This window comes from Xanthomonas sp. NCPPB 4467 (assembly GCF_041475665.2).
GTDB classification, from domain to species: Bacteria; Pseudomonadota; Gammaproteobacteria; order Xanthomonadales; family Xanthomonadaceae; genus Xanthomonas; species Xanthomonas dyei.
On sequence record NZ_CM191260.1, the window covers coordinates 1 to 19,131 of the forward strand.

Consider the following 19,131-nt stretch of genomic DNA (forward strand, 5'->3'; position numbering starts at 1 on the left):
ATGGATGCTTGGCCCCGCTGTCTGGAACGTCTTGAAGCTGAATTCCCGCCCGAAGATGTCCACACCTGGTTGAAACCCCTGCAGGCCGAAGACCGCGGCGACAGCATCGTGCTGTACGCGCCGAACGCCTTCATCGTCGACCAGGTCCGTGAACGCTACCTGCCGCGGATCCGCGAATTGCTGGCGTATTTCGCCGGCAATGGCGAAGTGGCGCTGGCCGTGGGCTCGCGCCCCCGTGCGCCCGATCCGTTACCGGCACCGATGGCCGCGCCCAGTGCGCCGGTCGCCGCGCCGATCGTGCCGTTTGCCGGCAACCTGGATTCGCACTACACCTTCGCCAATTTTGTGGAAGGCCGTAGCAACCAGCTCGGTCTGGCGGCGGCAATCCAGGCGGCGCAGAAGCCGGGCGATCGCGCGCACAACCCGCTGCTGCTGTACGGAAGCACCGGGTTGGGCAAGACCCACCTGATGTTTGCCGCAGGCAACGCACTGCGCCAGGCCAATCCAGCCGCCAAGGTGATGTATCTGCGCTCGGAGCAGTTCTTCAGCGCGATGATCCGGGCGCTGCAGGACAAGGCGATGGACCAATTCAAGCGCCAGTTCCAGCAGATCGATGCGCTGTTGATCGACGACATCCAGTTTTTTGCCGGCAAGGACCGCACGCAGGAAGAGTTCTTCCACACCTTCAACGCGCTGTTCGATGGCCGCCAACAGATCATCCTGACCTGCGACCGCTACCCGCGCGAAGTCGAGGGCCTGGAGCCGCGGCTGAAGTCGCGTCTGGCCTGGGGCCTGTCGGTGGCGATCGATCCACCGGATTTCGAAACCCGCGCGGCGATCGTGCTGGCCAAGGCGCGCGAGCGCGGTGCCGACATTCCCGACGACGTGGCGTTTTTGATCGCCAAGAAGATGCGCTCGAACGTGCGCGATCTGGAAGGCGCGCTCAACACGCTGGTGGCACGCGCCAACTTCACTGGCCGTGCGATCACCGTGGAGTTCGCCCAGGAGACGCTGCGCGACCTGCTGCGGGCCCAGCAGCAGGCGATCGGCATCCCCAACATCCAGAAGACCGTGGCGGACTACTACGGGCTGCAGATGAAGGACCTGCTCTCCAAGCGGCGCACCCGTTCGCTGGCACGCCCGCGCCAGGTCGCGATGGCACTGGCCAAGGAACTGACCGAACACAGCCTGCCCGAGATCGGCGACGCGTTTGCCGGGCGTGACCACACCACCGTGCTGCATGCCTGCCGGCAGATCCGCACGCTGATGGAGGCCGATGGCAAGCTGCGCGAGGATTGGGAAAAGCTGATTCGCAAGCTCAGCGAGTGAGGGATTGCTGCCCTTGCCGGCACGTTTGGAAAAAAGCGTGGATGAGTTGGGGTCAAATGCGGGAGAATCTGTGGATAACGTTGCCCTGCAATCCGGGCGGAAAACTATCCACAGGTTTTCCTAGCAGACCAGGGGCATTAGTCCAACGGCTTTTGGGTGCTGAAATTCTTTTGGAAACAGAGAGTTATGGTGGTTATCCGCTGAAAACGGCCCTACCATCACCACCAAGCTTTTGATTTATCCATTATTTTTTAAAGCATAGGGGCACGGAACCACATGCGTTTTACACTGCAGCGCGAAGCCTTCCTCAAACCGTTGGCCCAGGTGGTCAACGTGGTCGAACGCCGTCAAACCCTGCCAGTCCTGGCAAACCTGCTGGTGCAGGTGAAGGACGGCCAGGTGTCGTTGACGGGCACGGACCTGGAAGTGGAAATGATCTCGCGCACGATGGTGGAAGACGCGCAGGATGGTGAAACCACGATCCCGGCGCGCAAACTGTTCGACATCCTGCGCGCCCTGCCCGATGGCAGCCGCGTCACCATCTCGCAGACCGGCGACAAGGTCACCGTGCAGGCCGGACGCAGCCGCTTCACCCTGGCGACGTTGCCGGCCAACGACTTCCCCTCGGTGGACGAAGTCGAGGCGACCGAACGCGTTGCCGTGCCGGAAGCGGCGTTGAAGGAGCTGATCGAACGTACGGCGTTTGCGATGGCCCAGCAGGACGTACGCTATTACCTCAATGGCTTGTTGTTCGATCTGCGCGACGGCCTGCTGCGCTGTGTGGCCACAGACGGTCACCGTCTGGCGCTGTGCGAAACCGAGTTGGAAAAAGCCGGCGGCGCCAAGCGCCAGATCATCGTGCCGCGCAAGGGCGTGACCGAGTTGCTGCGGTTGCTGGAAGCGGCCGACCGTGAGGTCGAGCTGGAAGTCGGTCGCAGTCATATCCGCGTCAAGCGCGGCGATGTGACCTTCACCTCCAAGCTCATCGATGGCCGTTTTCCGGATTACGAAGCGGTGATTCCGATCGGCGCCGACCGTGAGGTCAAGGTCGACCGCGAGGCGCTGCGTGCGTCGTTGCAGCGTGCGGCGATCCTGTCGAACGAGAAGTACCGTGGCGTTCGCGTGGAGGTATCTCCAGGCCAGTTGAAGATCAGCGCGCACAATCCCGAGCAGGAAGAGGCGCAGGAAGAAATCGAAGCTGATACCAAGGTCGACGATCTGGCAATCGGCTTCAACGTGAACTACCTGCTGGATGCGTTGTCGGCATTGCGCGACGAGCATGTGGTGATCCAGCTAAGAGACGCGAATTCGTCCGCCCTGGTGCGCGAGGCAAGCAGCGAGAAGTCCCGCCATGTGGTCATGCCGCTGCGTCTCTGACGTTGCGTTCCACGTGGAACATGAAAGCCCGGCGAGAGTCGGGCTTTTTTGTGTCCAGGGTGTCAGGTAGCGCCCGCGTGAGCTGAAGAGCTTCGGCAATGACCACAGCGAAGGGATTTGGGGGTGGGAAGAATCCGTTCCGCATGCAGAGGCTGTTCGCTGCAGATTGATGGGAAAATTGACGTTGCTTTACGTACGCCCGCATGACTCGTACGCCTCAGCGGTCTTGTCATCTTCCTAGCCGAAGTATGCTGGAATCAGCGCACAGCGCGGTCCCTGGGACGGCAATCGCACTGGCGCAACAAGCGTTGCAAGGGTATCTGCGTCAGTGGGCAGTCGGTGCACATCGCATGGCTTTCGTCCGACTAAGCGCGTCGAGACTAGGCGTGGGGTCACTTTGGTCGCATTAACGACCAGCTGCGCATGAAATCTACGCTGTCTCCGTTTTGCCAACGCACAGCATGACGCTCTCGCGTTTCGACTGCGCCGAGGCAAAGCGCTACATGTGAACCTCAGAATCTTTGTCTCAAGCTAAATGAGAATACAGAGAATTTCTTCCCTAAATGCGTTCTCCGATGTGATCGCCTTGCTGACCGCCGAACTTGTTCTGCGGAGTTCGGAGAACGGGCAGTTTTCACGAAGTCTGTTTTCGTGCTGCTCGAACGCACTTTTTTGACTTATGCACATCGAGCTTTGCTTTTAAAAATAGAAATAACTTAAGAGCTTGGTGGTGATGGTAGGGCCAGATTTCGCGTAGAAGTAGGTCAAGCTCTTGTTTTAATTGAACTTCATGGCCTCGAAACCCTGTGTTTTACCCCCTGATTACGGACTTGCAACCTGTGGATAAGCCGAAAGGCCTCTTCAAACGTTGATTTTGTCCCCAGGTTATCCCCAGGCTGTCCGGTCGAGCTTGCGCCTGGTCCTCGCGCGTATTTGGGGCCGATCACGTATCCTGCGCACCGACCGGGGATCCGGATCACAGCCCGGAGCAGATTGATCGATGCACGTCGTGCGGTTGTCCATCCATCGGCTTCGTCGCTTCGAGACAGTCGACCTCTACCCCGCCAGCAGCCTGAACTTGTTGACCGGTGACAACGGCGCCGGCAAGACCAGCGTGCTTGAAGCACTGCATTTGATGGCGTATGGCCGCAGTTTCCGTGGGCGGGTGCGCGATGGGCTGATCCAGCAAGGCGCCACCGATCTGGAAGTGTTCGTCGAATGGCGCGAACGCATCGGAGAAGCCGGGGAACGCACACGACGTGCAGGCTTACGCCACAGTGGGCAGGAATGGACGGGGCGGCTTGATGGGGAGGACGTTGCGCAACTCGGCTCGCTTTGCGCCGCACTGGCGGTGGTCACGTTCGAACCGGGAAGTCATGTCCTCATCAGCGGTGGCGGTGAGCCGCGCCGTCGGTTCCTGGATTGGGGTTTGTTCCACGTGGAACCTGACTTTCTGGCGCTTTGGCGTCGTTACGCGCGGGCACTCAAGCAGCGCAATGCCCTGCTTAAACAGGGAGCGCAGCCGCGGATGCTCGATGCCTGGGATCATGAGCTTGCCGAATCAGGGGAAACGCTGACCTCCAGACGCTTGCGCTACCTCGATCGGCTACAGGAACGCCTGGTACCGGTCGCCAATGCGATTGCTCCCTCACTTGGGCTGTCTGCGCTGGAGTTCGCGCCGGGTTGGAAGCGCCACGAGGTCTCGCTGGCGGACGCACTCCTGCTGGCGCGCGACCGCGACCGCCAGAACGGATACACCTCGCAAGGCCCGCATCGCGCCGACTGGGCGCCCCGCTTTGACGCGCTTCCCGGCAAGGACGCGCTGTCGCGTGGCCAAGCCAAGCTGACCGCCCTGGCCTGCCTGCTCGCTCAGGCCGAGGATTTCGCGCACGAGCGCGGCGAGTGGCCAGTGATTGCGCTGGATGACCTCGGCTCTGAGCTCGATCGGCACCATCAGGCCAGCGTGCTGCAGCGCCTTGCCGCCGCACCAGCGCAAGTGCTGATCACTGCGACGGAAACGCCTCCCGGCCTGGCTGAGGCCGGCAAACTTCTGCATCGGTTCCACGTGGAACACGGCAACGTCAGCCCTGGGGTCGCGGCTGACTAAAGGCACCTAGCCAAGTGGAGCGAGTCACCGTCAGGCCGGGTGGACGGCGCGTTCAGGCCTGGAGTGGACGAGCAGGACAGGCGCACCACACCCCAGCCGCGCCAACCTGGCCACGGGGAACGTGCCTTTGACAGACGCGCCAAGCCCACGGCCAGAGCGGGCCGACTGGTATAATTAACGGGCTATCCCCCTTTTCCCACGGTGCGAAGCGGCGTGTTGCCGTTGGCGCCCGTGTTGTGGAGTTAACGGCACGCGCATGACCGACGAACAGAACACCCCGACGACACCCAACGGCACTTACGACTCCAGCAAGATCACCGTGCTACGCGGCCTGGAAGCCGTCCGCAAGCGCCCCGGCATGTACATCGGTGACGTCCATGACGGCACCGGCCTGCATCACATGGTGTTCGAAGTGGTCGACAACTCCGTCGACGAAGCCTTGGCTGGCCACGCCGACGACATCGTGGTGAAGATTCTGGTCGATGGCTCGGTGGCGGTGTCCGACAACGGGCGCGGTGTGCCGGTCGACATCCACAAGGAAGAAGGCGTCTCGGCGGCCGAGGTGATCCTCACCGTGCTGCATGCCGGTGGCAAGTTCGATGACAACAGCTACAAAGTGTCCGGCGGCCTGCACGGCGTGGGCGTGTCGGTGGTTAACGCGTTGTCCGAGCACCTGTGGCTGGACATCTGGCGCGACGGGTTCCACTACCAGCAGGAATACGCGCTGGGCGAGCCCCAGTACCCGCTCAAGCAGCTGGAAGCCTCGACCAAGCGCGGCACCACGTTGCGCTTCAAGCCGGCCGTGGCCATCTTCAGCGATGTCGAGTTTCACTACGACATCCTGGCGCGCCGCCTGCGCGAACTGTCGTTCCTCAATTCCGGCGTCAAGATCGCGCTGATCGACGAGCGCGGCGAAGGCCGTCGCGACGATTTCCATTACGAAGGCGGCATCCGCAGCTTCGTCGAGCATCTGGCACAGCTCAAGTCGCCGCTGCACCCCAACGTGATCTCGGTAACCGGCGAGCACAACGGCATCGTGGTGGACGTGGCCCTGCAATGGACCGACGCCTACCAGGAAACCATGTACTGCTTCACCAACAACATCCCACAGAAGGATGGCGGCACCCACTTGGCCGGCTTCCGTGCAGCGCTGACGCGCGTGTTGAGCCAGTACATCGAGCAGAACGGCATCGCCAAGCAGGCCAAGGTCGCGCTGACCGGCGACGACATGCGCGAAGGCATGATCGCGGTGCTGTCGGTGAAGGTGCCCGACCCCAGCTTCTCTTCGCAGACCAAGGAAAAGCTGGTCAGCTCGGACGTGCGCCCGGCGGTGGAAAATGCCTTCGGTGCGCGCCTGCAGGAGTTCCTGCAGGAGAATCCGAACGAAGCCAAGGCCATCACCGGCAAGATCGTCGATGCCGCGCGTGCGCGCGAAGCCGCCCGCAAGGCGCGCGATCTGACCCGCCGCAAGGGCGCGCTGGACATCGCCGGCCTGCCGGGCAAGCTGGCCGACTGCCAGGAAAAAGATCCGGCGCTGTCGGAACTGTTCATCGTCGAGGGTGACTCGGCAGGTGGCTCGGCCAAGCAAGGCCGTAACCGCAAGAACCAGGCGGTGCTGCCGCTGCGCGGCAAGATCCTCAACGTCGAGCGTGCGCGCTTCGACCGCATGCTGGCCTCCGACCAGGTCGGCACACTGATCACCGCGCTCGGCACCGGCATCGGCCGCGACGAGTACAACCCGGACAAGCTGCGCTACCACCGCATCATCCTGATGACCGACGCCGACGTGGACGGCTCGCACATCCGCACCCTGCTGCTGACGTTCTTCTACCGGCAGATGCCGGAGCTGATCGAGCGCGGCTACATCTACATCGGCCTGCCGCCGCTGTACAAGCTCAAGCAGGGCAAGAGCGAGCTGTATCTGAAGGACGACGCGGCGCTGAATGCGTACCTTGCCAGCAACGCGGTCGAAGGCGCAGCCTTGATTCCGGCCACCGACGAGCCGCCGATCACCGGCGAAGCGCTGGAGAAGCTGCTGTTGCTGTACACCGGCGCCAACGAGGCGATCGCCCGCAACGCACATCGTTACGACCCGGCCCTGCTCACCGCGCTGATCGACCTGCCGCCGCTGGATGTGGCGCAACTGCAGGCCGAAGGCGATGTGCATCCCACCCTGGATGCGCTACAGGCGGTGCTCAACCGCGGCACCCTGGGCACTGCGCGTTACCAGTTGCGCTTCAATCCGGCGACGGAAAACACCGCCGCAACCCTGGTCGCCATCCGCCGGCACATGGGTGAGGAGTTCACCCAGGTGCTGCCCATGGGCGCGTTCGAAAGCGGCGAGCTGCGTCCGCTGCGCGAAGTGTCGCTGGCACTGAACGACCTGATCCGCGAAGGTGCGCAGATCGTGCGTGGCAACAAGACCCACCCGATCACCAGCTTCGCCCAGGCGCACGCCTGGCTGTTGGAAGAGGCCAAGCGCGGCCGTCAGGTGCAGCGCTTCAAGGGCCTGGGCGAAATGAATGCCGAGCAGTTGTGGGAAACCACGGTCAACCCGGACACACGCCGGCTGTTGCAGGTGCGCATCGAGGACGCGGTGGCCGCGGACCAGATCTTCAGCACCTTGATGGGCGATGTGGTGGAGCCGCGGCGCGACTTCATCGAGGACAACGCGCTGAAGGTGTCCAACCTGGATATCTGAGCCGCCTGTGTCTTACCGGCGCAACGCTGCGGCGTTGTGCCGGCGACCCGGTGTTTTCAGGACGACGATGAGCACAGACCTTCCGCTCTCCCCGGCACCGCGCCCCGCTGCCGGCCGCCCCCCGCTGCCTCCCGTGCTGCTCGGTTTCGCGATCGACGTGTTGATCGCTGTCGGCCTGTTGCTCAGCCTGAGCGTGGCCGGTTTTGCGATCTGGGGGGCGATACGGGGCATCGGGTACGCGCAGACCGCCAAGGCGCAGGGCCTGACGCCCTCTCCTGCCGAGGTCATGGCCGCCATCGGCCAACCCGGGGTGATGGTGCAATTGCTCACTGCCCTGGTCAGCACCGCCACGCCGGCGGTGCTGCTGTACTACTGGCGTCGCCGCGCCACGCCCGTTGAGCAGGTGGCCTCGCGCGCAGCGGCACGCCGTGCGTCCACCTGGGGCTGGACCGCGCTGATCGCCATTGCGGTCTTTGTGCTCAGCAACTTGGTCAGCGTGGCCGCCTCGGCACTGGGGATCAAACCGGTGCCGACCAATCTGCCGCTGATGGAAGAAGCCATCCAGCAGTGGCCGTGGGCCCTGGTGCTGTTCGCGGTGGTGATTGCCCCGGCCTACGAGGAACTGTTGTTTCGGCGTGTGTTGTTCGGTCGCCTGCTGGCCGCCGGCCGCCCCTGGCTGGGGGTCGTCCTGAGCGGCGCACTGTTTGCGCTGGTGCATGAAGTCCCAGGCATCAGCGGCAATGGCCCGGCCGCCATCGCGCAGCTCTGGCTGGTCTACGGCAGCATGGGCGCAGCATTCGCCTGGCTGTACTGGCGCACCGGCACGCTGTGGGCGCCGATCGCCGCGCACGGTATCAACAACGCCACCGCCCTGGCCGCGCTGTACTTTTTCGGGATCGGCTAAGCCGGCTCAGCCCCGCGACTGGTGCTTCCAGGCCAGTGGAGTCGGCGCTTGTGATCCATCTGCCCGGCACGTTCGCCGCCACACCGAGCGCCCCATGAGCGTCTATCTGATCGCTGATCGCTGCGTTTTGCTGGCCGATCCAGGCCGCTTGACGAAAAGTTAAGACGAGCCTGCCAAAATGGTCGCCTGAGTCAGGGGGATCGAATGAAAGCCAGGCTGTTGATCGTTGTTGCCGTGCTCGCGTTGACGGCATGTGCCACCACAACTTCGCCGACCGGCCGCCGACAGGTGGTGGGTGGGGTGTCGCAGGAGCAGCTCGACCAGTTGGGCGCGCAGTCGTTCGCGCAGACCAAGGCCAAGGAAAAAGTCAGCACCGACGGCAAGCAGAACGCCTACGTGCAGTGCGTGGTCAATGCACTGGTGGCGCAATTGCCGCCGCAATGGCGCGAAACCAAGTGGGAAACCGCTTTGTTCGTCGATGACGAAGCCAACGCCTTCGCCTTGCCTGGCGGCAAGGTCGGGGTCAACACCGGCATCTTCACTGTGGCCAGGACGCAGGACCAGCTGGCTGCCGTGCTGGGGCACGAAATCGGGCACGTGATTTCGCGCCACCATGAAGAACGCATCACCCGCCAGCTCGGCGCACAGACCGGCCTGGGCATCATCGGCGCCCTTGCTGGCGCAGCCTATGGCGATGGCGCGGCCAGTGCGGTGAACCAGGTCGGCGGCATGACCGCGCAGACGGTGTTCCTGCTGCCCGGCTCGCGCACCCAGGAAAGCGAAGCTGACGTGGTCGGTCAGCGCCTGATGGCGCAAGCCGGCTTCGACCCGGCCCAGGCGGTCACGCTGTGGCAGAACATGATGGCTGCCAGCGGCAGTCGCCAACCGCAATGGCTGTCCACCCACCCCGACCCGACCAACCGCATTCGCGAGCTGCAGGCCGACGTCAATCAGCTCGAACCGGTGTACCAGCAGGCTCGGCAGGCCGGACGCGCTCCACGGTGCGGTTAGGTGCTTGGCGAAGGGACGCTGCCATCGATGCTGACGTGTATCCAAGATCGTCCAGTTGCCTGCTGCTGCAGGCGCGTAGTGACGCGCAGCCGCCACCGCACGCTCACTTCCGATGCCTTACCGTTAGCCGCCCTAAGCGCATGCCCTACGTCCCGATTGCCGCACCACAACATGGAAACCGTTTTCGGGAACTGAGACTTTCTGCTAAGTTTGCCGGCTCAGATTTTTCGTACAGCTTCCATTCCGCTTTTCGCACCGCCCAACGGCGGCTCGTCCGAGGTGAAACATGAAACTGCTCAACCGCAAGCAAGCCCTGTTGTCCCTGTTCATCGCAGCGTCCCTGGGCGGGGCTGTGGTGACCGATGCGGTCGCGCAGTCGGACCGCTCTTCCGAGCGTGCCGCGCGTAAGTCCAAGGGCAACGGCAAGGCCGAAGAACTGTATCCGCAGTCGACCCGTCAGGCACCGACGATCAAGCCGTCGTCCAAGTTGAGCAGCAAGCTGCAGAAGCTGATCGAAACCTTCAACAAGGGCGAAGATTACCCGGGCGTGCGCAGCCAGGCCGACGAGATCCTGGCCAACAGCGCCGCCAACGAAGCCGACAAGGCGCTGGCCGCCCAGTTGGCCGCGCAGGCCGCCTACAACTTGGACGACACCGCCGGCGCCAAGAAGTATCTGCAACAGGCCATCGGCCTGAATGCGCTGGACAACAACGGCCAGTTCCAGTCGATGTTGATGCTGGCGCAGCTGCAGCTGCAGGACGATCAGCAGGCCGAAGGTCTGGCCACGCTGGACAAGTATCTGGACGAGAGCAAGTCGCAGCGTCCGGAAGACCTGATCCTCAAGGGTCAGGCGCTGTACCAGGCTGAGCGCTACAAGGAAGCGATTCCGGTATTGAAGCAGGCCATCGCCGCCTCGCCCGAGCCGAAGGACACCTGGAACCAGTTGCTGATGGCCTCGTACGCCGAAGCTGGCCAGACCGGTGAAGCCGTGGCCGCCGCCGAGGCACTCGCCGCCAAGACGCCCAACGACAAGAAGGCCCAACTCAATCTGGCCAGCATGTACATGCAGGCCGATCAGATGGACAAGGCTGCCGGCGTGATGGACAAGCTGCGTGCCGCGGGCCAGTTGACCGAAGAAAAGGAATACAAGCAGTTGTATTCCATCTACGCCAACACCGAGAACAAGGAAAAGGACGTCATCGCGGTCATCAATGAAGGTATGCAAAAAGGCATCCTCAAGCCCGATTATCAGACATACCTTGCGCTGGCACAGTCCTATTACTACAGCGAGGATGTGCCGAAGGCGATCGAGAACTGGCAGAAAGCCGCACCGCTTTCCAAGGACGGCGAGACCTATCTGAATCTGGCCAAGGTGCTGCATTCGGAAGGTCGCATCCCGGAGGCCAAGCAGGCCGCGCAGCAGGCGATCGCTAAGGGCGTCAAAAAACCCGAAGACGCCAAGAAGATCATCAACCTGAAGTAGAAAAGAAAATAAACCCCCGAAATCCCTGTGTTTTTAGTGGTTACAGGACTCGGGATTGGTATAAGCTTGGGAGTTCCTGCGGTGTCAAAGCCGTCCGAAAACCTGGGGATCATCACAGTGATCCGGGCCCCCACTGAAAGAGCCATTGGCGCATGACGGAACAACTCGTTATCCACAGGCATGACTATGATGCCGGGAACCAGGGTCTGAGCTGGGCCCGCATTATCGGTATTGCTTTTGTAATTGCCCTGCACCTCACTGCACTGATGATGTTGCTGATCCCTGCAGTGGCGCCGAAGGCTCCGGCAGAGAAGGAGCGCACCACCATGGTGACCCTGGTGGATGCACCACCTCCTCCCCCGCCGCCGCCGCCGCCGCCGCCGCCGGAAGACAAGCCGCCACCGCCGGTCAAGAATCTGTCGCCGCCGAAGCCGTCACCGGTTCCGCCGCCGCCGGAAGCGCCGGTGGTCGATGTTCCCGAACCGCGTCCTAGCGATATCGTCACGCCGCCGAGCCCGCCGTCTCCGCCGCAACCGCCGAGTGACATCGGCGCCAGTGTCGATATCTCGTCCAAGAACATGAACCCGCCGAAGTACCCGCCAGCAGCGTTCCGTGCCGGCGTCCAAGGTGAGGTCATCCTGATCGTGGATGTGGATGCGAGCGGCAACGTGACCAATGTGTCGGTCGAAAAGTCCAGCCGCAACCGCGACCTTGACCGTGCCGCGATGGACGCAGCACGCAAGTGGAAGTTCAACGCTTCCACTGTCAACGGGCAGAAAGCCGCCGGACGTGTCCGCGTCCCGGTCAACTTTGCTCTGAACTGATCCCACGGGCCGGCTACGGCCGGCCCAGGATCCTGTCTTCCTTTCGCTCCACCCTTCATCACCACACACAACAAAGGTAAGCGTCATGCTGCAGGAATTCTTTATCGCCGCCGCTGCAGGGGGCTCCAATCCGTCGGCCGCTCTGTCGCAGATGGGCTTCGAGCACTTGATCACGGAAATGACCTCCAGCCCCGGCGACTTCGCCGTGTCTTGGGTCGTGTTGATCACCCTGATCGCTATGTCCGCCGCCTCCTGGTACTGGACTGTCATCAACATCTTCCGCGCCACCCGCCTGAAGAGCGCGGCTGACCGCGTCACCACCGCATTCTGGGATGCCCCGAATGCCCAGGACGCGATCCGCGCAATGGAAGAACAGCCAGCTTCCGAGCCGTTCTCGAAGATCGCGCTGGACGCAGCCCAGGCTGCTGCTCACCACCAGCGTGCCGAAGGCAGCACCGGTGGTCTGGGCGAGAGCCTGAGCCGTTCGGAGTTCGTCGACCGCGCCCTGCGTCAGGCCGTGACCCGCGAAAGCACCAAGCTGCAGTCGGGCATGACCCTGCTGGCCACCGTCGGTGCGACCGCGCCGTTCGTCGGTCTGCTCGGTACCGTGTGGGGCATCTATGGCGCGCTGATCAAGATCGGTGCAACCGGTTCGGCCTCCATCGACGCCGTTGCCGGCCCGGTGGGTGAAGCGCTGATCATGACCGCGATCGGTCTGTTCGTCGCTATCCCGGCCGTGTTCGCGTTCAACTTCTTCTCCAAGGTCAACAGCTCGGTGATCGCCAAGTTCGACACCTTTGCTCACGACCTGCACGACTTCTTCGCCACCGGTTCGCGCGTTCGCTAATCCGGTCGTAAAGAACGCCTTCGCAACGATTTAGACGGAGCCCGTTATGGCCTTCAGTAGTGGAAACAGCGGTGGCCCGATGGCCGACATCAATGTGACGCCCCTGGTGGACGTCATGCTGGTGCTGCTGATCATCTTCATCATTACGGCACCGCTGATGTCCCATAAGGTCAAGGTGGAGCTGCCAGAGGCCAACTTGATCCAGAAGGAAGATGCGGAGAAACGCGCCGCGCCGATCACTCTGGCCGTCAAGGAAGATGGGTCGCTGTACTGGAACGACGAGCCGATTTCCAAGGAAGCCCTGGAGTCGCGCCTGTCCACCGCAGCACAGCAGACCCCTCAGCCGCCGCTCAACCTGCGCGGCGACCGCACGACCAAAATGCGTACGATCAACGAGATCACCAAGATCGCGCAGGGTCAGGGCATGCTGGACGTCGGTTTCGTTGCAACCAAAGTGAAGGGGCAGTAAGCCATGGCATTTAGTACTGGTGGAAGCCGTGGGCCGATGGCCGACATCAACGTCACGCCCCTCGTGGACGTGATGCTGGTGCTGCTGATCATCTTCATTGTGACCGCGCCGATCATGACGTATCCGATCGCCGTGGATCTGCCGCAGCGGGTGCTCAACCCGCCACCGCAGACGACTGAGCCGCCGCCGCCGATCGAATTGCGGATCGACGCGAGCAACCAGGTGTTCTGGAACAACAGCCCGACGCCGGTTGATCAGTTGCAGCAGAAGATGGAAGAAGTGGTCCAGGCCGATCCGACCAATCAGCCGGAACTGCGCATCGATGCAAATCAGGATGCGGAGTACGAAGTGATGGCGAAGGTACTGGCCGCTGCGAAGAACTCGCAGATGAAGAAAATCGGTTTCATGCAGCAGTAAACGCATCTGCAATACCGCAACACAACAGTCATGACGCGACTGCAACGCCACCGGCAACGGTGGCGTTTTTTTTGCCTGCGACATGTGGGTTGGTGACAGCGCATCTGCGATCTCATCTGCTTGATCACATGAGAAAGCAGGTGGACTGTTCTCCTTGCAGGCGCGAGATACCGAGAATAGCCGGAAGCGATTTAGAAGAGCTAACAAAACGGCTGTGCTCACCGCCACGTGGACGCGGCTGGTGGTCGGGAGCGGCATGCACCACTCGTACACTCCGGTTTTTAGCGCACCATCCACACCGCTTGACAACTGCTCGCTACGTTCTGTTGGCCGTTCTTTATGCAGAAGACTTCTCATTGCAGATAATGTCAATGAAAGCGACTTTCTCGCTTCGAGATTATCTTTGCTTAATCCGCACCGCTCTCTGAAATGGTGGCGACTACCAATGACGCGGGCAAGGCGGTATATGTGTGTACAAACGCCTGGCGTTGCGTAGAGCCACATAAAGACCAATCAGAGAGCAACGTCGGATGTTTACACATTGTGGATCGACACTTTTGGGCGATGAGTTAGACAACAGCTAGCTACACAACACATTGCATGCAGCCGGACCACGAATCCAAACGTTTATGCGATCAGCTATGCGTCTGCTTGGGCGCGCGATTCTTCGCAGAAACACCCCGCTCCCACGTTCACGGCCGTCAATGCTGCTACAAAACTCGATGCCTCTTCCATGGCGTGTTTCCAGGTGTATGCTCGGCCATGCAACACCCACGATCACAACGGCACCGGAGGCAGTCATGGCTTTCAGTACAACAGGGAATCGGGGACCACTGGCGGAGATCAATGTCACGCCGCTGGTGGATGTCATGTTGGTGTTGTTGATCATCTTTATCGTCACCGCGCCGATGGTGACGCGCACGATCACGCTGGATCTGCCGCAGTCCACCCGCCAGCCGCGCGTGCCGCTGGAGCCGCCTGCACCGATCGCCTTGCGGCTCGATGCCGACGGCCAGGTGTTCTGGAATGCCAGCCCGGTGAGCTTGCAGGACCTGCAGCCGCGTTTGATCGAACAGATGCGCCAGACGGCCGGCAATCAGCCGGAGGTACGTATCGCTGCCAATCAGGATGCCCAATACGCGGTTCTGGCCAAGGTGCTGGCAGCAGCCAAGAACGCGCAGGTAGAGCGCATCGCTTTCGTGCAATAAGTCGCGAAGGGACAGCGCGTGCAGTGCAGGCGTCCGACCGGCTCACGCAGCGTAGCTCGATACGCTGCGTGAGCCAGTCGCGATGGATGTGGAAACAATGCAGCACCGCTCGCCCATCCGACTGGCTTGCCGTGACGCATCGTTGGCAGCGTTACAGTCTGCGGTGTGGGTTGATCCTCAGGCGCCGCGGCGTGTGCATCCCCGTCCTGGCGCCAAGCGGCGTTCTTCTCTGGCCTTGCTTGTCTGCGGCCAACAGGCTGCGGCCAACCGGCCGGACGGCGTAGAGAGAGTATTTGGCAGACCTTGAGTGGTTAACAGACTAGATCGGAAAATAGACCTACTACGCAGCCAACAGGCGGGCGCGGCTGGTGCGTGATTCGGCATGTACCACGCATGCATTGCGGCTCTGAGTGCGCTGTGTACACCCACCTGCCCACTGCTCACTACGTTCTCTTGACAGTTTTTGGAAGGTGCACGCAAGCGTCGCTGCAAGGCGCATCGTCTAACGCAGCCACTCGGTGCGCCGCGCAGCTTTGGCGAACCAAACACCGAATACGAAAAACACAGCTACGAAAACTACACGCGATGGCCTACGTGTGCGTACCCACGCCGCGCAGCAGCTGCACATATGCCCGCACGGTCGCATCCAGGCCTGCATACAAGGCCTCGCTGATCAGCGCGTGGCCGATCGACACTTCCAGCACGCCGGGCACGGTGGCGAGAAAATCGCCAAGGTTGGTTTGCGATAGATCATGCCCGGCGTTGATTCCCAAGCCTGCGGCAGAGGCACGCCGTGCGGCGTCGGCAAACAGAGCCAGTTCGGTCTGCGGCTGCCCGCTGACATGCGCGTGCGCGTACGGACCGGTGTACAACTCGATACGGTCCGCCCCCAGCGCGGCAGCCTGGTCAAGACGCGGATTGCCGGCATCCACAAACAGGCTGACCCGGCTACCGAGCGCCTTGAACGCAGCGATCAGTTCGCCCAGGTGCGCGGTGTCCTGCGCAAAATCGAAACCGTGGTCGGAGGTCAGCTGTCCATCGCCGTCGGGTACCAAGGTGACCTGCTCCGGGCGTGTGGCACGGCACAGCTCCAGCAGCCCCGGATAGCCGGCGCGCGGCGGTGCGAATGGATTGCCTTCGATATTGAACTCGACACCGTGCTCGCGCGTGAGCGCGCTCAGCGCCAGCACGTCGTCGGCGCGGATATGCCGTTGGTCCGGACGCGGATGCACGGTAATGCCGTGCGCGCCGGAGGCGATGCAGGTGCGTGCCGCCTGCACCACATCGGGGTCGTGCCCACCGCGGGAGTTGCGCACTACCGCGATCTTGTTGACGTTGACGCTGAGCTGGGTCACGACATCGTTCTCTAAGCTTGCGGCTCGCCGTCGCGGGTTGCTGCCAGCGCCGCGGCCTTGCGGGCCTCGGCCAGCTCGCGCAGCCGGCGCAGTTCGGCCGGGTCGATCATGCTGCTGGTGTCGCGCTGGGTATCGTCCATGCGCGCGGCGAACCAGCCGCGGGTCCACAACAGCAGCAACAGCAACGCCACCAATAGCGACACCACCAGCAACCACACGTGCGGCGTGCTGAAAGCCAGCACCAGCGCACCCAGTGCCATAAGCAGAAACAGCCAGTGCATGACGAGCTCCCCAATGAGTGGCGGCAGTGTAGCGCCGCGCCCGCTCTGGTTCCACGTGGGCCGGGGGCGGCTCAGAGCAACGGCGACAGCAGCCGCGCGAAGGCTTCGGGCAGACGCGAGCGCCACAGCGGACGGCGATGCACAAAGCGCACTTCCTGCGCCTGTTGCATGTCGGTGTCGATCATCCCGGCCAGCTCGGCGGCCACCGCCTGGTCGCGGAACAGCATCGACAGCTCGAAATTCAGCCGAAAGCTGCGGCTGTCGAAATTGGCGCTACCGACGATGCAGACCTCGTCGTCGGCCAGCAGCGCCTTGGTGTGCAGCATGCGCGGGCCGTACTCGTAGATGCGCACGCCGGCTTCGAGCAGTTCGTCGAAATACGAGCGCGCGGCATAGGTCACCAGGCGCGAGTCGCTGACGCGCGGCACCAGCAGGCGCACGTCCAGGCCGCCCAGCGCGGCCGAGGTCAACGCCATGCGCGCGGCCTCGCCGGGAACGAAATACGGCGTGACCAGCCAGACCCGGTGCTTGGCCTCGTGGATGGCGGCGACCATCAGGCGGTGGATGGCTTCCCACGACGAATCCGGCCCGGACACCAGCACCTGTGCATCCACCATGCCCTGCGCGCGCGTGGGCACCTCTTCTGGCCAGAGCTGCTGGCCGTGGAAGGCGGCGCGCTTCTGCCGGGTGGCATACAGCCAGTCTTCCAGGAAGACCAGCTGCAGGCTGCGCACCACGTGGCCCTGCAAGCGCACATGCAGGTCGCGGTAGGCATCGCTACGCACCTGCTCGTTCTCTTCGTCGGTGACGTTGATGCCACCGGTGAAGCCGATGCGGCCGTCGACCACCAGCAGCTTGCGGTGGGTACGCAGGTTCAGCCATGGCCGCTTGAAGGGCTTGAGGAACTGCGACGGATGGAACCAGGCGGTTTCCACACCGGCATCGCGCAGCGTGCGCAGCGCGCGCCGGGTCATCGCCGAGGAGCCGATCGCGTCCATCAACAGGCGCACCTTCACCCCGGCGCGGGCGCGTTCCATCAGCGCATCGCAGATCGCGGTGCCGCTGTGGTCGGGCTGGAAGATGTAGTACTCCAGATGGATGTGGTCGCGAGCGCTGCGGATCGCTTCGATGATGGCCGCATAGGTCGCCGCGCCATCCACTAGCCAATGCACTTCGGTGGCGCTGCTCGGCGCCAGCCCGGTGGTGGACTGGGCGATCTTGGCCAGCTCGGTGCAATCGGCATCCGGCGGGCAGACGCTGCTGTAGCTTTCCATCCCCGAACGCGAGCGCCCGCGCCGCAGCCGCTGGCGTTTCACTTTTTGCGGGCCAAGCCAGTAATAGATCAGCAGCCCCAGGTACGGCAACGCGGCCAACGACAGCACCCAACTCAGCGTGGCCACCGGCTCGCGCTTCTGCAGCACGATCCAGCTGGCGATCCACAGCAGGTAGAGCACGTAGGCGGCGAGGAGGAGCGCTTCGAGATGGGGAATGTTGGCCAGCCAATCCCACGCGCCCTGAGCAAATGCGAGCATGCGCGGATTCTACGGCGCGTGCGCCTTGCTGCGATGACCGTGGCGCCAATGCGGTGGCGCATCGACACCGGCCTGAAAGCTTCATTGTGTCGAACGCCTGGTCGCGGCGTATGAGACCTGCCGGCCGTACGATGCGTCGATGGCAAGCGCAATCAAGGGCCGGGGTGCGACCGGTTATCTGCCCGGACGGTTCGAGGTCACCACCGAGCAGGCTGTGGACGATGGCTGGCACGTGGACGACAGCGAGGAGTTCGCTGCAGGCGTGCTGCGCACGCAGGTCACGGAGGAGACCGCGCGCAGCATCATCAGCCGCAACCAGTCGCCGGACATCGGCTTCTCGCAATCGGTCAACCCGTATCGCGGCTGCGAGCACGGCTGCAGTTACTGCTTTGCGCGGCCCTCGCACGCGTATCTCAATCTGTCGCCCGGGCTGGATTTCGAGACCAAGCTGTTCGCCAAGACCAACGCGCCGGACCTGCTGCGGCGCGAGTTGGCGCGGCCAAGCTATGTGCCCAGCCCGATCGCGCTGGGCATCAACACCGATGCGTATCAGCCGATCGAGCGCAAGCGCGCACTGACGCGGCAATTGATCGAAGTACTGTGGGAAACGCGGCACCCGTTCACGCTGATCACCAAAAATGCGTTGGTGACACGCGATCTGGATCTGCTTGCACCGTTGGCGCGCGAGAATTTGGTCAACGTGTATTTTTCGGTGACCACGCTGGACCCGCAGGTGTCGGCCAAGCTGGAGCCGCGTGCCTCCGCACCGCATGCGCGTCTGCGCGCGATGCGCACCCTGCACGAGGCCGGCGTGCCGGTGGGCGTGATGGCCGCGCCGGTGATCCCGTGGATCAACGACCATGAGCTGGAAGCGATTCTGCAGGCCGCTGCCGACGCGGGTGCGAGCAGTGCCGGCTATGTGCTGCTGCGGCTGCCGCACGAAGTGGCGCCCTTGTTCCGCGACTGGCTGCAGACCCATCACCCGCAGCGCGCCGCGCATGTGATGAGCACCATCCAGCAGCTCCGCGGCGGCAAGGATTACGCCAGCAGCTTCGGCACCCGCTTGCGTGGGCAAGGCGTGTATGCCGATCTGCTGGCGCGCCGCTTTGCGCTCGCGCATCGCCGCGCAGGATTCGAGACGCGCGCGATGCCGGCACTGGACTGCAGCGCCTTCCGCCGCCCTGCCGCCCCGGCCAAGCCGGTACCCGACTCGCCGCAGGGGCAGTTGTTTTAGCTGCCGGGATTGGGGAGTTGGGATTTGGGATTCGCAACGGCAGTGGCGCTTC

At 63.0% G+C, this 19,131-nt stretch carries 16 protein-coding genes and 1 other RNA gene; 14 read left to right on the forward strand and 3 right to left on the reverse strand.

Annotated features, from left to right (window positions below; genetic code table 11):
• The 13 genes from dnaA (at position 1) to ACCQ06_RS00065 (ending at position 14,677) form a co-directional block, all read left to right on the forward strand.
• Complete coding sequence (gene dnaA, locus ACCQ06_RS00005; protein WP_055852560.1) at positions 1 to 1,329, forward strand: chromosomal replication initiator protein DnaA; 1,329 nt, start codon at positions 1 to 3, stop codon at positions 1,327 to 1,329.
• 276 nt (positions 1,330 to 1,605) lie between these two features.
• The gene (dnaN, locus tag ACCQ06_RS00010; protein WP_005991691.1) at positions 1,606 to 2,706 is read left to right on the forward strand and encodes a DNA polymerase III subunit beta; all 1,101 of its coding nucleotides are present in this window, start codon (positions 1,606 to 1,608) and stop codon (positions 2,704 to 2,706) included.
• 1,000 nt (positions 2,707 to 3,706) lie between these two features.
• Positions 3,707 to 4,813, forward strand: a complete 1,107-nt coding sequence (gene recF / locus ACCQ06_RS00015; protein WP_104615549.1) for a DNA replication/repair protein RecF — start codon at positions 3,707 to 3,709, stop codon at positions 4,811 to 4,813.
• Positions 4,814 to 5,069: 256 nt separating this feature from the next.
• The gene (gene gyrB / locus ACCQ06_RS00020) at positions 5,070 to 7,514 is read left to right on the forward strand and encodes a DNA topoisomerase (ATP-hydrolyzing) subunit B (RefSeq protein ID WP_316689768.1); all 2,445 of its coding nucleotides are present in this window, start codon (positions 5,070 to 5,072) and stop codon (positions 7,512 to 7,514) included.
• Between the two features lie 67 nt (positions 7,515 to 7,581).
• Positions 7,582 to 8,418, forward strand: a complete 837-nt coding sequence (locus ACCQ06_RS00025; protein WP_228324941.1) for a CPBP family intramembrane glutamic endopeptidase — start codon at positions 7,582 to 7,584, stop codon at positions 8,416 to 8,418.
• 204 nt (positions 8,419 to 8,622) lie between these two features.
• Positions 8,623 to 9,429 carry a M48 family metallopeptidase gene (locus tag ACCQ06_RS00030; RefSeq protein ID WP_316689769.1) on the forward strand — a complete coding sequence of 269 codons (807 nt, stop codon included), beginning with the start codon at positions 8,623 to 8,625 and terminating at the stop codon, positions 9,427 to 9,429.
• A gap of 286 nt (positions 9,430 to 9,715) precedes the next feature.
• Positions 9,716 to 10,912, forward strand: coding sequence for a tetratricopeptide repeat protein (locus ACCQ06_RS00035; protein ID WP_104615553.1), 1,197 nt, complete (start codon positions 9,716 to 9,718; stop codon positions 10,910 to 10,912).
• A gap of 152 nt (positions 10,913 to 11,064) precedes the next feature.
• Positions 11,065 to 11,736, forward strand: a complete 672-nt coding sequence (locus tag ACCQ06_RS00040) for an energy transducer TonB (RefSeq protein WP_033897859.1) — start codon at positions 11,065 to 11,067, stop codon at positions 11,734 to 11,736.
• Between the two features lie 85 nt (positions 11,737 to 11,821).
• Positions 11,822 to 12,583 carry a TonB-system energizer ExbB gene (exbB, locus tag ACCQ06_RS00045; RefSeq protein ID WP_005912445.1) on the forward strand — a complete coding sequence of 254 codons (762 nt, stop codon included), beginning with the start codon at positions 11,822 to 11,824 and terminating at the stop codon, positions 12,581 to 12,583.
• Positions 12,584 to 12,629: 46 nt separating this feature from the next.
• A complete protein-coding gene (locus tag ACCQ06_RS00050; RefSeq protein ID WP_005912447.1) occupies positions 12,630 to 13,052 on the forward strand; it encodes an ExbD/TolR family protein in 423 nt (140 codons plus the stop codon).
• 3 nt (positions 13,053 to 13,055) lie between these two features.
• Positions 13,056 to 13,469: an ExbD/TolR family protein gene (locus tag ACCQ06_RS00055; protein ID WP_039411682.1), complete on the forward strand. Its 414-nt coding sequence runs from the start codon at positions 13,056 to 13,058 to the stop codon at positions 13,467 to 13,469.
• A gap of 256 nt (positions 13,470 to 13,725) precedes the next feature.
• Positions 13,726 to 13,801: non-coding RNA, sX9 sRNA (locus ACCQ06_RS00060), on the forward strand.
• 468 nt (positions 13,802 to 14,269) lie between these two features.
• A complete protein-coding gene (locus tag ACCQ06_RS00065) occupies positions 14,270 to 14,677 on the forward strand; it encodes an ExbD/TolR family protein (protein ID WP_316689794.1) in 408 nt (135 codons plus the stop codon).
• A 590-nt stretch (positions 14,678 to 15,267) separates the two neighbouring features.
• On the opposite strand, the gene ACCQ06_RS00070 is transcribed toward ACCQ06_RS00065, so the two are convergent.
• From ACCQ06_RS00070 to cls, 3 genes are all read right to left on the reverse strand, one after another.
• Entirely contained in the window at positions 15,268 to 16,032 is a 765-nt protein-coding gene (locus ACCQ06_RS00070) for a pyridoxine 5'-phosphate synthase (protein WP_316689795.1), read from the reverse strand.
• 11 nt (positions 16,033 to 16,043) lie between these two features.
• Complete coding sequence (locus ACCQ06_RS00075; protein WP_104615556.1) at positions 16,044 to 16,313, reverse strand: hypothetical protein; 270 nt, start codon at positions 16,311 to 16,313, stop codon at positions 16,044 to 16,046.
• 71 nt (positions 16,314 to 16,384) lie between these two features.
• Positions 16,385 to 17,845, reverse strand: coding sequence for a cardiolipin synthase (gene cls / locus ACCQ06_RS00080; RefSeq protein WP_316689796.1), 1,461 nt, complete (start codon positions 17,843 to 17,845; stop codon positions 16,385 to 16,387).
• Between the two features lie 139 nt (positions 17,846 to 17,984).
• Between cls and ACCQ06_RS00085 the strand changes: the two genes are divergently transcribed.
• Positions 17,985 to 19,079 (forward strand): PA0069 family radical SAM protein, encoded by a 1,095-nt coding sequence (locus ACCQ06_RS00085; protein ID WP_316689797.1) that lies wholly within the window; start codon positions 17,985 to 17,987, stop codon positions 19,077 to 19,079.
• Positions 19,080 to 19,131 lie beyond the last annotated feature (52 nt).